General features: G+C 38.2%; 15 protein-coding genes. 8 read left to right on the top strand and 7 right to left on the bottom strand.

Translation table 11 applies throughout. From position 1 onward, the window contains the following. The first annotated feature begins 12 nt into the window (after positions 1-12). Positions 13-930 carry a class I SAM-dependent methyltransferase gene (locus tag HY063_11260; protein ID MBI3502361.1) on the top strand — a complete coding sequence of 306 codons (918 nt, stop codon included), beginning with the start codon at positions 13-15 and terminating at the stop codon, positions 928-930. Here HY063_11260 and HY063_11255 read toward each other — a convergent pair whose 3' ends face one another. The 5 genes from HY063_11255 to HY063_11235 form a co-directional block, all read right to left on the bottom strand. Next, positions 931-3582: a TonB-dependent receptor gene (locus HY063_11255; protein MBI3502360.1), complete on the bottom strand. Its 2652-nt coding sequence runs from the start codon at positions 3580-3582 to the stop codon at positions 931-933. Between the two features lie 67 nt (positions 3583-3649). Further along, on the bottom strand, positions 3650-3847 hold the full coding sequence (locus tag HY063_11250) for a hypothetical protein (protein ID MBI3502359.1): 198 nt from the start codon (positions 3845-3847) through the stop codon (positions 3650-3652). A gap of 18 nt (positions 3848-3865) precedes the next feature. Next, on the bottom strand, positions 3866-4090 hold the full coding sequence (locus HY063_11245) for a hypothetical protein (protein ID MBI3502358.1): 225 nt from the start codon (positions 4088-4090) through the stop codon (positions 3866-3868). Further along, positions 4091-5530 carry a PspC domain-containing protein gene (locus HY063_11240; GenBank protein ID MBI3502357.1) on the bottom strand — a complete coding sequence of 480 codons (1440 nt, stop codon included), beginning with the start codon at positions 5528-5530 and terminating at the stop codon, positions 4091-4093. Positions 5531-5585: 55 nt separating this feature from the next. Continuing rightward, positions 5586-5909, bottom strand: a complete 324-nt coding sequence (locus tag HY063_11235) for a PadR family transcriptional regulator (protein MBI3502356.1) — start codon at positions 5907-5909, stop codon at positions 5586-5588. 201 nt (positions 5910-6110) lie between these two features. Here HY063_11235 and HY063_11230 point away from each other — a divergent pair, with 201 nt between their 5' ends. Then, positions 6111-6857 carry a TerC family protein gene (locus HY063_11230; GenBank protein ID MBI3502355.1) on the top strand — a complete coding sequence of 249 codons (747 nt, stop codon included), beginning with the start codon at positions 6111-6113 and terminating at the stop codon, positions 6855-6857. Here the strand turns inward: HY063_11230 and HY063_11225 are convergent. Further along, positions 6848-7705 (bottom strand): 4-hydroxybenzoate octaprenyltransferase, encoded by an 858-nt coding sequence (locus tag HY063_11225; GenBank protein MBI3502354.1) that lies wholly within the window; start codon positions 7703-7705, stop codon positions 6848-6850. The two genes, HY063_11230 and HY063_11225, sit on opposite strands and share 10 nt — an antisense overlap. 44 nt (positions 7706-7749) lie before the next feature. Between HY063_11225 and HY063_11220 the strand changes: the two genes are divergently transcribed. After that, entirely contained in the window at positions 7750-8547 is a 798-nt protein-coding gene (locus HY063_11220; protein MBI3502353.1) for an RNA methyltransferase, read from the top strand. A 26-nt stretch (positions 8548-8573) separates the two neighbouring features. After that, positions 8574-9218, top strand: coding sequence for a hypothetical protein (locus tag HY063_11215; GenBank protein MBI3502352.1), 645 nt, complete (start codon positions 8574-8576; stop codon positions 9216-9218). Positions 9219-9398: 180 nt separating this feature from the next. Here HY063_11215 and HY063_11210 read toward each other — a convergent pair whose 3' ends face one another. Continuing rightward, a complete protein-coding gene (locus HY063_11210; protein ID MBI3502351.1) occupies positions 9399-9722 on the bottom strand; it encodes a hypothetical protein in 324 nt (107 codons plus the stop codon). Between the two features lie 121 nt (positions 9723-9843). On the opposite strand from HY063_11210, the gene ettA reads away from it, so the two are divergent. The 4 genes from ettA (at position 9844) to hutH (ending at position 14875) form a co-directional block, all read left to right on the top strand. Next, a complete protein-coding gene (gene ettA / locus HY063_11205; GenBank protein MBI3502350.1) occupies positions 9844-11529 on the top strand; it encodes an energy-dependent translational throttle protein EttA in 1686 nt (561 codons plus the stop codon). After that, positions 11526-11870, top strand: coding sequence for a hypothetical protein (locus HY063_11200; GenBank protein ID MBI3502349.1), 345 nt, complete (start codon positions 11526-11528; stop codon positions 11868-11870). Before ettA ends, HY063_11200 begins: the two co-directional genes overlap by 4 nt. Positions 11871-11898: 28 nt before the next feature. After that, on the top strand, positions 11899-13290 hold the full coding sequence (locus tag HY063_11195; GenBank protein MBI3502348.1) for a histidine--tRNA ligase: 1392 nt from the start codon (positions 11899-11901) through the stop codon (positions 13288-13290). 94 nt (positions 13291-13384) lie between these two features. Continuing rightward, positions 13385-14875 carry a histidine ammonia-lyase gene (gene hutH / locus HY063_11190; protein MBI3502347.1) on the top strand — a complete coding sequence of 497 codons (1491 nt, stop codon included), beginning with the start codon at positions 13385-13387 and terminating at the stop codon, positions 14873-14875.

Here is a 14875-nt window from a genome sequence, read left to right as displayed (position 1 = left end):
CTTCGCTTTCTTATGAAATGGATTGCAAAAGCAATTGTTCAGAAGGGAATTTCGTTTCTTCCCTATAGCCACAATATTAATTTTCTTTTTCAAAAATATATTACGCGCGGAGTTTTTCTTTCCGATGAATATTTTGAAGACAGGTTAATTCACTGCGCGAATCATTATAAATATTTCAGAAAATATAATTCCACAAAAGATTTTTCTCATTTAGAAATCGGAACGGGATGGTATCCGGTAGTTCCGGCAGGAATGTTTTTGTATGGAGCATCCAGCATTACCACTGTTGACTTAACGCGGCTAAGCAACCCGCAATTTACACTTGCTACTCTGAGAAAATTTCACGAATACCATAGAAAAAATAAATTAGAAAAATTCCTCCCTGGAATTTCTGAAGAAAGATTGAAAATTGTTTTGCACGAAGCAGAAAATCCTTCCAAAGATTTTTTTGATTTGCTCGAGAAGCACAATATTGTTTACATGGTGATGGATGCGCGAAAGCTTTTTCTTCCGGATGCGAGCATGGATTTAATTACTTCGAACAATACGTTTGAACACATCTATCCCGAAATCCTGGAAGGCATTCTCCAAAAATTAAAATTGCTTTGCAAAAGTGGCGGAGTCATGAGCCACGCAATTGATTTGAGCGACCATTTTGCGCATATGGATTTAAGCATTACCATTTACAACTTTCTGAAATTTTCCGATGTACAGTGGAAATGGATTAACAACAATGTTCAGCCGCTAAACCGTCTGCGGATTTATGATTACGAAACGCTTTATAAAAAACAAAATATTCCAATTGCCGAGCGAATTGACCGTGAGCCGCTGATGAATGATTATAAAAAAATAAAAGTAAATGAAAAATATTTATCTCACCCTTCTGAAGAAAATGCGGTGAGCCATTCGCATCTTGTTACAGTGATGTAATCACATTCCAACATCCATTCCGTCCGTATTCATTTTCATATTTTTTCGTTTGAAAAGCGAAGTGTCAAATTTTCCGAAGCGGTAAGAAAAATTAAGGCGCACAAAATGAGGGTCACGGATGCGCGAAGTAGTTTGAGAGAAGAAGGTGGAATTGGTGATAGTTTGATTTATATCTGTTCCGAAAATATCGCGAACATTCACACTCACGCTCGCGGCTTTATTTTTCATGAATTCATATTTGATAGCACCGTCAATTGAATAGCGCGGATTAATATAGCCCTGCGCAGTGGAAGCAGGCGATTGCTGCCATCCACTCATGCCGCCATATTTATTATCACCGCGCGTTACGGGAACATTTGTTTTTGAGCGGTACTCAAATGCGATTTGCAAACTGATATTTTTCGGAAGTTTGAAAGTGAAATTTTCTTTCGTGAACCAGGAGAATCGCTCATTGGAAAGATTGGCTTCAAGATTTTTTGCATTAAGCACAGCATAATAAAAATTAAAGTTGGTTGTAAACTCCAGCCATTTTTTTATTCCATGCTTGCTTGTAAGTTCTGCGCCATACACTTCGCTTGAGTTTGCGTTTTCATACGTACTGAGAATTATATTCCGGTGAAGCACAGTATCATATTCTCTCTGCTGATAGTTTGTAATAATGTTATCTGTGTTCTTAAAATAAACAGTTGCCAGAAGATTATTTTCCCGGTTAAAAGTTTTCAGATAAGAAAACTCGAGCGAGTGTGTAAACTCAGGTTTCAAGGCGGGATTTCCTCGTTTCAGATTAAGCGAATCGGAATAATCGGTGAAAGGAATGATTTGAAAAAAAGACGGGCGGTTAATTCTTCTCGAATAAGAAAACTGAAAATTATCTTTTTTGGTTAAATCATACGTGGAAGAAAAACTTGGAAACAAACTTATTGGATAATAATTTTTAAATGTTTTATTTGAATCCAGAAGTTCTCCGGTATAAAAAGAACTTTCTCCACGTAAACCAAATTCCCAGTTGAATTTCTTTTTCTGGATTCCAAAAGTTGCATACGCTGCATAAATCTGGTCAATATATTTATAATTGGTGCTTTGATTTTTTATCAATGTAAATTCTCCGGTGCTGTCGTTCTTAATAAAATTTTTTGTCAAACTTCCAAAATCCCTGTAAGAGCCGCGGATTCCGGTTTCCAGTTTCTTTTTAGTTGAATCTTTGGAATTAAACGGAAGAACCAAATCAGTTTGCCCGGTGAACATTCCATTGTGGCCGGTTCCATCCATGTTTTGAAAAATATCTTTCCCGATATGATTTCCGTTTACATCAGAATATTTTGTGGTATAATCTCCGCTAGCCAGAAACTGGCTTTTGTTATAATTTAAATCGGCAGTCCACTCCTGTTCTTGCCGGGGAAAAAGATGTTTGTATTGAAGCGAAGCACCTGTATTGGAAAATTGCCGCGATGTGCCGGAAGTTCTGTCATAGGAAGAAGAATTTTTATTTGGAAAGGTCGTATCAGTTCTTGTAGTAAGTTCATCAGAAGGAGAAAATTTTCCATGCACATAATTTCCTGAGAGCGTAAAAGTATTTCTGTTATCCATAAACCAGTCAAATCCTCCGCGCGTCATCATGAATAATCCATCGGTGATTGATTTCTGATTCTGAGAAATAGTTGTGAGCGGATACCCGATTAAATTTTCGCGATTGGTTTTTCCGGTAGTAAGTGAATAGCGCTCGTTGTACATTGAGCTGAGAAAAATATTTATTTTTCCGTTGCGCATATTTATATCTGCACCGCAATTGGCTCTTGCATATTGGTCAACACCGAGGCGAACATTTCCGTTGTAGCCCATGCGCCTGTCTTTTTTCAAAACAATATTTAAAATTCCCCCTTGCCCGCCCGATGCATCGTACTTTGCAGAGGGATTTGAAATTATTTCCACGCTCTGAATTGCATCGGCAGGAATCTGGTCGAGCGTTAGCGTAGTTGGTTTTCCGTCTACAAAAATCTGCGGCTCGGCATTCCGCATGGTAACATTTCCGTCCACATCCACGCTCACGGAAGGAACTTGTTTCAACACATCCTGTGCAGTTCCTCCGGCAGAAACAATATTTTTTTCAACGTTAAAAACTTTTTTATCCAGTTTTAGTTCCATTACATGTGCGCTTGCTTCTACCGTTACTTCTTTCAGTTGTGTTGCATGAGGTTTCAATTTTATATTTCCCAAATCTTTGTCGGCATTCATCATCCCTTGCATTCCCTCTTTCATATTTACTCCAAACGCAACTGAAATTTCTTTAGTAACATAACCCAGTGCAGTAACTTTCACTCTATAATTTCCCATCACATTTATTTTTTCCAAACTGAAATCACCGTTTGATTCCGTCAATTGCCCTGCAACAACTGCATCTTTTTTTTTCATTTGAAGCGCCACCGGGTCTATGAGTTGAACCGAAGCAAACTCAACCGCTTTGTTAGTGGTGCTGTCAATTATTTTTCCATATAAATGACCGACTTTCATTTTCTCTACCATGTCTTTCCAATTTTCTTTGCCGCCACCGCCACCGCCTTGCCAGTTTCCTTGTCCGCCACCGGGCCATTGCTGAGAAAAGGACTGGAGAATAAAAAATAAAAAAGATAAAGAAAAGAGAAATTTTTTTTCCATGCGCAATAATATAGTTTTTTTCTTTGCTGAAGAGAAGATTTGTTGGTTTAACAATTTTTAACTCACTTTATTTTCTATTCGACTGAGATAAAATTACTACTGCCATCATAATAAATCCAACTCCCATTCCTCCGAACATTCCGATTTGATAAGCATCGAAATACCAGCCGAGCGCCATGCCAATAAACATGCAGCCGACAAATAGCAACCCGCCCGCTTTTTTTGCTGCAGATTTTTTTTCTGTGTTTTGATTTTGTGTTTCCATTTTTTTGATTTAGATTTATTATTTATCCGAATGAATAGAAATATGTTTTGAATATTTATGATGATTTTCTTCCAGTCCTTCGCAATCCATGCATTTTAATTCTTCCGCGCCCATGAGCCATCTTCTTCCCACCATGTCGCCATCCCACGTATCGGTTTCGTTTTGCACATCGTCAAGAATGTGATTCATGTTTTTTCCTATGTAAATTGTTTTTCCCTTCGGCAAGCGAACTTCCACATGCACTTACTGGTTGCGCCATTTTTCATCTTTGGGAATAGAAAAATACGGCATGAGTTCAATCAGAGAATCCTTCTGAGAAATTTCATAATTAATGTTTCGCGCAAAGTGAAGCGCTTCTTTTTTGTCTTTGCCATGCGCTTCATTATATACTACAATTTCTGCGCTGTCTTTTTCTCCTTTCACAATATCGAGCGAAGGATAACCAAAATAAATGTTAGCGCTGTCAGAAGAAATCAAATGATGTTTTCGGAATGAAAAATGAAAACGTCTTTTGCGGTAAGTTTCTTCTTCGTTCCATCCGTTTGCTTCTTTCACATGAAGAAAAAGAGTGTCGCATTTTGTTTTTTTCATAGGGAGAATTTGCCTGCTCGATGCTTCTTCTGAAAACTGATTTCCGATTTGCACGCCCATCGTGACAGCAAGCGCAATTCCGATGAGCCATAAAACTCCCGCGGAAATATTTACAATCCGGTTGCTTCCTTTTATTCCGAGAAGCATTTTCATTCCTCCGTACACGAGCATGATAAGCGGAATGCCAGCAACGAGCGCAATGGCGATGGAAGCAAGCATCATCTGGTCTCCGTTTTCAAAAAATGTATAGAAGAATTCGTGAAGAGAAATAGAATGATTGTCTATTTGAATCACTCCTGATTTTCCAAAGAGAGAAGCGATGATGCAAATAAGAAGAATGGAACCGAGAATCACAAAAAACACTCCGAGTAATTTTGCAAACGCTTTGAAGAATGCGCCAAACACTGAACTAGCAAAATCCACAAACTTGTCTACAAAATCTCTCGCCTTTCCCGATGAAACATTTTGTTTTACTTCTTGTCCCCAACTTTCCATTTTCTTTCCGAAGTGGTGCATTTCTTCTTCCACTTTTTTTCCGATGTTGGAAATGTTCACATCTTCTCCGCGCATTTCCAATTTTTCCGCGGTGGTTTTTGCCTGAGGAATCACAATCCACAATACTATATATAAAAGAAGGCCGAAACCAAAAGTGAAAAAGCAAACTACAAGCGCGAGGCGAAGCCAGAGCGGGTCAAAGTTGAAATACGCACCGATACCCGAGCAAACTCCTCCGAGAATTTTATTATCGGTGTCTCTGAAAATTCTTCTTCGTCTTCCTGTCGAAGTGTAAGTTGCTTGTTCTTTTTTAGATTCTTCGCTATGGGATTTTTCTCCGGCAAAATCTTCCGGCTTGCCCATCACTCCGATTACATAATCCACATCGGTCATCAGCACGACTTGTTTTCTGTCAGATACTTTTTCCGAAAGCATTTCCGCAATCCGGTTCTCAATGTCCGCCATGATTTCGTCTCGTCCTTCCGATTCGGAAAAATATCCGCGAATGGTGTTCAGGTAACTGCTCAGTTTCTGATACGCGTCTTCATCTATATGAAAAATGATTCCGCTGAGATTGATGGTAACTGTCTTGTTCATTGTAATTGGTTTTATTGTTTCGTACTTTTCGTACGGTTTCGTTTTTCGAGATTTATTATTTTGTGATTTTGTTTACTGATTTTACAAGTTCCTCCCAGGTAGATTCCAATTCTTTCAGGAATTGTTTTCCCACCGGAGTGAGTTTGTAATATTTTCTTGGTGGTCCTGATGTGGATTCTTCCCAGCGATAGCTGAGAAGCCCCATGTTTTTAAGGCGGGTGAGCAGGGGATAAAGCGTTCCTTCCACCACTACGAGTTTCGCGTCTTTCATCTTTTCAATAATTTCAGTGGGATACGCGTCGCCGTTCGTGAGCGTGGCAAGAATGCAAAATTCCAGGACTCCTTTTCTCATTTGCGCCTGTGTGTTGTCTATGTCCATTTTTTATTTTGTGTTTTATTTTTCTGATTGACGATACAAAGGTATACATAAAACAGTATCATGCAACACATAATACCATGTTTAAACGCGTATCATGTATAACTTACTTAAAATGAAAGAGAATAATTTCAGTTGAAACGAAACTTTTCTGAGTATTTTTGTGTCAAATGCAATTACACCGATACAAAATCATTTTCTAAAATGAATCTCACGCAAAATTTCCAAGAACTTTTTTCAGTGAATGCAGTAATCAGCATGCTCACGCTTACTGTGCTTGAAATTGTTCTGGGCATTGACAATATTATTTTCATTGCAATTGTTGCCGGAAAACTTCCTTCGCGGCAAGAGCAGAGAAAAGCACGGGCTGCAGGATTATCGCTTGCGCTTATCATGCGGATACTTTTATTATTCAGCATTACTTGGGTAATCGGATTGAAGGAGCCATTGTTTTTCATAGGAGAATTTGGCGCAACGGGAAGAGATTTGATTTTATTTTCCGGAGGAGTTTTTCTTCTTATTAAAACTACTTTGGAAATTCACAATAAGATAGAAGGATATGATGAACTTTCGAAAAATATACGAGCAGGTGCAATGAATGCCATTATTATGCAAATAGTTTTTATTGATATTATCTTTTCGTTCGATTCAATTCTCACTGCAGTTGGATTGGTAACAAATGTTTTAATCATGATTGCAGCAGTAATTTTCGCTATGATAATCATGCTTTGGTTTTCTGAAATTGTAAGCGACTTCATCAACAAGCATCCCACCATTAAAATGCTTGCGCTTGCTTTTCTTTTAATGATTGGAATGATGCTTATTCTCGATTCATTTCACTATCACGTGCCGCGTCAATATATTTATTCTTCCATGCTTTTCTCCCTTTTGGTGGAAGGATTGAATATGAGAATGAGAAGTAAAAAAGCGAAAAGAGATTCTCAAAAATAAATTTCCAGTAGAAAAAAAATTGCGAAGACAACGCTTGCAATTCCATTCATTGTTGCGAATGCAAGATTTACTTTGCGCAAATCATTTGGTTTAACGAGCGTATGCTGATAAATAAGAAGTGAAATAAAAATTCCTGCGCCAATCCAATAGCACAAATGAAATCCAGCATAATATCCTGCAAATAAAACTAAGCTTGCAGAAATCAAATGAAGTATTCGTGAAAAGAGCAAAGCATTTTTTTTCCCCATTAACACCGGAATTGATTTTAAATTTTGCGAATGGTCGAATTCTTCATCTTGTAAAGCGTAAATAATATCGAAGCCGCTTACCCAAAATAAAACCACGAACGAGTATAATAGAGGAAGCAGTTTGAATTCTTCTGTCACAGCGAGAAATGCTCCGATAGGTGCAAGTGAAAGTCCAAGTCCGAGAATTAAATGGCAGAGCGGTGTAAATCTTTTTGTATAACTATATCCGAGAATAACGAGCAGCGCAACTGGCGAGAGATAAAAACAAATTTGATTAATGAAAAAAGTTGTAACGATAAACAAAACACAATTTATAATTACAAATACAAGTGTATTCTTCTCAGAAATAATTCCGCTTGGCAGTTCACGTATTTTTGTTCTGATATTTTCTTTGTCAAATTTATTATCCGCCCAGCGGTTGAATGCCATGGCTGCGCTTCGAGCGAAAATCATGCACAAGATGACTAATCCCAATAATTTCCAGTTCAATTCTGAGTTTGTATTTTTTACTCCCAGAAAAAATCCAATGACTGCAAAGGGCATTGCGAAAATGGTGTGGCTGAATTTTATAAGTGAGAGATAGTTTCTGACAGCTGACATTGCGGGCGAATGTACAAATGAATCCTATTCGTAAATTCGCACTCATGGAGGAAATCATTGTCAGTACATCCAACCCCCGCATAAAAAATGTAATCAAACTCAAGGAAAAATCTTCCGAGCGGAAGTTGCAGGATTTGATTGTAGTGGAAGGCGCACGCGAAATTCTAAGAGCGAAAGAAAATAAATTTGAAATCAAAACTCTTTTTGTCTGTGATATTGTCAATCAAAAAAGGCATAAAGAAATTTTTTCTGGCATTCATCATCTCGTCAGAGTAAGTAAAGAAGTGTTTGAGAAAATTGCTTACCGTGAAAACTCAGACGGGCTTCTTGCGCTCATCAAATCAAAACATCTTCGTCTTTCCGATATAAAACTTTCTGCGAATCCTATTCTTATTATTCTTGAAGCAGTGGAAAAGCCCGGCAACCTCGGTGCTATTGCGAGAACTGCGGATGGAGCCGGAGCAGATGCCGTAATTGTTTGCAATGCGAAGACGGATATTTATAATCCTAACGCAGTTCGTTCCAGCATTGGATGTGTTTTTTCCAAACAAATAATTGCCGCTTCATCCGAAGAAGTTCAAAAATTTCTTGAGGAAAAAAACATTACTCCTTATGCTGCTGCGCTTACGGGAAAAAAGAATTATACCGATATAGATTTTTCCATGCCATGTGCAATTGTTTTTGGCACCGAGGCAGAAGGTCTTTCACAAACATGGCTTTCTTTTTCGGAACAAATAAAAATTCCCATGTCGGGGAAAATAGATTCGCTGAATGTTTCCACAAGTTGTGCGGTGATGGTGTATGAAGCGGTTCGACAAAGAGGGCTGGCAGCAGGGAATTAAGAATATTCTTTTTTATATTTGTAGGTATGAAAAAATATTTCGCAATAGTTTTGTTTTTTATTTCTTCTTTACTCCTTTCTCAGGAGAAAAAAGTTCAGTACACAAAAGATTTTGATTTCAAGAATGGAATTTACCTTTCCTTTTCCGATTTCAAAAATAATAATCCTGTTCTTGCGTCAAAAATAATTTCTGCTTACAATAAATCCGACCGTGATTTTTTTGAAAAAGTCCTTTCTAAAAATTCTTTTTCCATCCTTGATTCCTCCGGAAAGGAACAGCAGTACAAAACGCACGACATCTGGGGTTTTTGCCAGAATGGAACCGTGTACATTAATTACGGTGCGGACTATTCGCGTGTTACCATTATCGGGAGCATTTCACATTTTGTGGCTTCGGTTCAGAGGCAAATCGGGGGAATGTATGATCCGTTTTATTACAACGACCCGTTTTACAATCCAACCAGGTTTGTCTATGTATCGGAGCAATTTATTCTTGATTATGAAACCGGAAAAATTTCTGAATTCAATATGCAGAATATGGAGCTTCTTCTTTCGCGCGATGAAGAATTGTTTAAAGAATTTTCCGCGTTGAAAAAAAAACAAAAGCGCGATTCTATTTTTCTCTACCTGAGAAAATATAACGAGAAGCACCCGATTTATTTTCCGGAATAAAATTCAAAACTCAAACCGATAAGTTTCCGGAACCGGATGTCCATTCAGAAGAAAATGCAATGCATGCTGTCGCCAAATGAAGGATACGAATTGCACGAATGAAAAATGAATTGTGAAAAGCAGAAGATATCGACAATATATAAATGAAAAGAAATGCAATTTTCTTTCTCACGATAAGTGCTATTCAAAAATAATTTTCTTTGGATGAAGCGTTTGAAAACTTCCATCCGCATTTTTCTTTTTTATATTTTCAATATACACAATGCCCCTTCTTCCTACCAGAATATTTGGATTTGCCCATGTTTTAGAAATAATTTTTCCATTTACATGAACGGTTTCCGTGAAGAAGCATCCTTTCAAAAAAGATAAAGAACCATTTTTTATTTCATTTTCTGTATTATATTTTTTCACTTTTATTGTTTCTGGTTCAGTCGAAGAATTTTTATTCTGACCTAAGCAAATGATAACTGATAATAGAAAAGAAAAAAGCAAAATTTTTTTCATTCGCATTTCGAAAGTTCGTAGCAGTTTGTGCTTCGATATTAACATGGCAAACATACAACAAAAAATTTCTTTTTCAAAAACTTTGTATTTGTATATTCGCAGTCCAAATTTTATTTAAACAATGAGCGAAGGCCGCCAGGTAATATTCTCGATGGTAAACGTGAGCAAGATTTTGCCACAGAACCAAAAAGCAATTCTAAAAGATATTTATCTCTCGTTTTATTACGGGGCGAAGATTGGTGTGCTCGGATTGAACGGTTCGGGTAAATCAACATTGCTGAAAATTATTTCAGGGAAGGATACGAGTTTCATAGGAGAAATTCATAAGTCACCTGGCTACAGTATGGGCATGCTCGACCAGGAGCCGGAACTTGACAATAAAAATACTGTTCTGGAAATTGTCCGCGAAGGGGCGCAGGAGCATGTGAGTATTTTAAAGGAGTACGAGGAAGTGAATAATCTATTTTCCGATCCGAAATATTCTGAACCCGATGCAATGCAAAAACTCATAGACAAACAAGCACGTTTGAATGATTTGATTGAGAAGTTTGATTTATGGAATCTCGATAACCGTTTGGAGCAGGCGATGGATGCATTGCGTTGCCCGGAGAGCGATACGCCTGTAAAAAATCTTTCCGGAGGAGAAAGAAGGCGAGTTGCACTTTGCAGATTATTAATTCAGGAACCCGATATTCTTCTTCTCGATGAACCGACAAACCATTTGGACGCAGAGAGTGTTGATTGGCTTGAACAACATTCAAAAAATTATAAAGGAACCGTCATAGCCGTAACGCACGACAGATATTTTCTTGACAACGTTGCCGGATGGATTTTGGAATTGGACAGAGGAGAAGGAATTCCATACAAAGGAAATTATTCCGAGTGGCTCAAGCAAAAAACAAAACGTTTGGAGCAGGAAGAAAAAACAGAAAGCAAGCGTCAGAAATATTTAAAGCGCGAATTAGAGTGGGTGCAGAAAGGAGCGAAAGGACGGCAGGCAAAACAAAAAGCGCGTTTGCAGAGTTATGACAAGATGATGAGCGAAGATGTGAAATCAAAAGAAGAGAAACTGGAAATATTTATTCCGAACGGTCCGCGCCTCGGAAACGAAGTTATCGAAGCGAAAGGAGTTTTCAAAGCGTTCGGAGATAAATTGCTCTATGAAGATTTGAATTTCAAACTTCCTCCTGCTGGAATTGTTGGAATCATTGGTCCCAACGGTGCGGGAAAGACAACTATTTTCCGGATGATCATGGGACAGGAAAAACCGGATAAAGGAAAATTTATTATCGGTCCCACTGTAAAAATAAGTTACGTTGACCAGGCGCATACGGATATTGATCCGAAAAAAACTTTATATGAAGTAATAAGCGGAGGTCTCGACAATATTTTACTGGGAGGAAAACCGATGAACTCGCGCGCGTACATTTCGCGTTTCAACTTTGGCGGAACCGACCAGGGAAAAAAATGCGGAATACTTTCGGGTGGTGAAAGAAACAGATTGCATCTCGCACTTACGTTGAAATCCGAAGCCAACGTTCTTCTTCTCGATGAGCCGACCAACGATTTAGATGTGAACACGCTTCGCGCGCTGGAAGAAGGTCTGGAAAACTTTGCAGGCTGTGCTGTAATTATTTCCCACGACCGCTGGTTCTTGGATAGAGTCTGCACGCACATTCTCGCCTTCGAAGGAGATTCAAAAGTGTATTGGTACGAAGGAAGTTATTCTGAATATGAAGAAAATAAAAAGATGCGTCTTGGTGATGTAACTCCACATCGTGTGCGCTACAAGAAACTTGTTGTGTGAAGCAAATCCGCCACATAGAAAACCTTCACATCTCTCTTTGGCTGATGAAAGATACATGCTGGCTCATGCAATGGAAATTATTTGGCGTAACCATGATTGTTCCTACGCTTGGTGTTGCAATTGCAATTACAGTTATGAATTGGAGAAACCGCGATGATGAATTCTGGATTAACCTTGCAATTTGTTTTTGGATTTCTGCAAATGCTTTCTGGATGTGCTGTGAGTTTTTTCAACATGAAGAATTAAAATTTTATTCTGCGTTTCCTTTTGCACTCGGTTTCTTATGTGTGGGATGGTTTTATGGCAAACGCCTGCTGAGAAAAGAAAGCCCATTGGAATAAGCAGTTCCTTTCATTCCTATATATTTGCATCTTCATGAAACCCTCCATTCCAAAAGGCACGCGCGATTTTTCTCCTGTTGAAATGGTGAGGCGCAATTTTATTTTCAAAACCATCCGCGAAGTGTTTGAGCGCTACGGCTATCAGCCCATTGAAACTCCTGCGATGGAGAATCTTACCACACTTGAAGGAAAATATGGAGAGGAAGGAGATAAACTACTCTTCAGAATTTTGAACTCAGGTCCGATAATGGAAAATGTAAAAGGTCAGATGGTAGATGTGAAACTACAGGACTTGACAGAAAAAGGTTTGCGCTATGATTTGACAGTTCCTTTCGCGCGATATGTAGTTCAACATCAAAATGAAATTACTTTTCCTTTTAAACGCTACCAGATACAACCTGTTTGGCGTGCAGATAAGCCGCAGAAAGGACGCTACAGAGAATTTTATCAATGTGACGCAGATGTTATTGGAAGCGATTCGCTTTTGAATGAAGTGGAGTTAGTGCAAATCATCTGCGATGTTTTCTTTAAACTAAAAATTCCAGTAAGAATCTTATTAAATAACAGAAAAATTATTTCCGGAATTGCTGAAGCTATTGGGGCTTTGGATAAAATGCTTGATATTGCAATCGCAATAGATAAATATGATAAGATAGGATTAGATGGGGTTATAAATGAACTAAGAGAAAAAAAGTTTAATGACGAACAAATAAAAAAAATTGTTGAAGTTGCAATTATGCAGACCGGAGAAGCTGGCTATGGCAAATATTTGAAAGAAAATATAAATATTAGTAAACTCAATTTATTAAAAAACGGACTTGATATTTCAAAATCTTCGTTGATTCAAAAAGGAGTGACAGAATTAGAATATATTTTTGAATCTGCCAATAATCTTGGAATAAAAATATATTTTGATTCTACTCTTGCTCGCGGACTCAATTATTACACAGGCACCATCTTTGAAGTAAAAGCAAATAATGTGCAGATAGGAAGCATCTGCGGTGGCGGGCGCTACGATGACCTTGCAGGAATTTTTGGTTTGCCGAATGTTTCAGGCGTTGGAATCTCTTTCGGCATTGACAGAATCTTTGATGTAATGAATGAATTGAATCTGTTTGAGAAGTTGAATTTGTCTGCGTCTACTACTAAAGTTCTCCTCGCACATTTTGGAGAAGCGGAAAGAAATTATTGCATTGGAGTTGCTTCTCAATTACGTTCAGCGGGCATTAACACTGAGATTTATCCGGATGTTACCAAGAAGATTGCTAAGCAATTTGATTACGCGAACAAAAAACAAATTCCGTTTGTGATTGTGGTTGGAGGCGATGAAATGAAATCAGGGGAACTTGCGTTAAAGAACATGGCAAGCGGTGAGCAGACAAAAATGAAGGTTGATGATATTATTGCAAAACTTAAATAGAACCGTCATTGCGAGAACGTTTCGTTCGAAGCAATCTCCCGGATATTTTTTCTGTGGGATTGCTTCGCTTCGCTCGCAATGACGAATCACGAATATGGCTGCTTATAAAATAACTTCCAAAATAGATTTCGCAATTATTCAGAAAATAATTGCTGAAAAGCAAACACTTGCTTTATCGGATGAGGCAAAGAAGAAAGTTGCAAAGTGTCGTGAGTATCTTGACAAAAAAATAAAATCCAGCAAAGAATCCATTTACGGAATCAACACGGGTTTTGGAGCGCTGTACAACAAAACCATTCCCAAAAAAGATTTAGAAAAGTTGCAGGAAAATTTAGTGATGTCACACGCCTGCGGAATGGGAGATGAAGTTCCACAAGAGATAATTAAGTTGATGATGTTATTGAAAATTCAAGGGCTTTCCCTCGGATTTTCCGGAATTTCGGTTGAACTTATTGAACGATTAATACTACTTTATAACCAGCAAGTTATACCTGTCATATATACTCAAGGTTCATTGGGTGCTTCAGGTGATTTAGCACCGCTTGCGCATCTCTCGCTTCCGCTGATTGGAAAAGGAGAAGTGTACTTTGAAAATAAAAAACAAAGCGCAGAATCTGTCCTGAAAAAATTAAAACTTGCTCCGTTAAAGTTTAAAACAAAAGAGGCACTTGCTCTGCTTAATGGAACTCAATTCATGAGCGCTTACGGAGTCTGGATGCTGCTCAAAGCAAAACATCTTGCTGATTGTGCGGATGCAGTTGGAGCAATTTCTCTGGATGCGTTTGATTGCCGCCACGAACCCTTCAAAGAAATAATTCATAAAGTGCGCGCACATGCGGGACAAATGATTGTCGCGAAGAATATCAAAAAATTATTGGACGGAAGTCAGCTTGTCAAGCGAAAGAAAGAACATGTGCAGGATCCGTATTCGTTTAGATGTATTCCGCAAGTACACGGTGCTTCACGCGATGCGATTGAATTCGCTGAGAAAACTTTTCTGACAGAAATAAATTCTGTCACCGATAACCCAACTATTTTTTCTGATGAGGATGAAATTATTTCTGCCGGAAATTTTCATGGACAGCCATTAGCCATCGCTTTAGATTTACTCGCGATTGCTCTTGCAGAACTCGGAAGTATTTCTGAAAGGAGAACCTATCAATTAATTTCGGGGCAGAGAGGACTTCCTCCTTTTCTCATCGCAAATCCCGGAGTGAATTCAGGATTTATGATTCCGCAATACACTGCTGCAAGTATTGTTTCTCAGAATAAACAACTCTGCACTCCATCTTCTATTGATTCAATTGTTTCTTCCAACGGGCAGGAAGACCACGTGAGCATGGGCGCGAATGCCGCTACAAAATGTTTTCAAGTTGTAAATAATCTTGAACGGATTCTTGCTATAGAATTATTTACTGCAACACAAGCGCTTGAATTCAGACGCCCACTGAAATCTTCCTCAGCTATTGAAAAAATAATTTCTGATTATAGGAAGGAAGTAAAGTTTATCAAAGAAGACAAAGTGATGTTTGAAGAAATTCGGAAATCAATTTTATTTCTTCAAGAAAATAATTTTATTCTTTAA

It is taken from the genome of Bacteroidota bacterium (assembly GCA_016195025.1).
Classification (GTDB): Bacteria; Bacteroidota; Bacteroidia; order Palsa-948; family Palsa-948; genus Palsa-948.
This window is presented reverse-complemented; position numbering and strand designations above follow the sequence as displayed.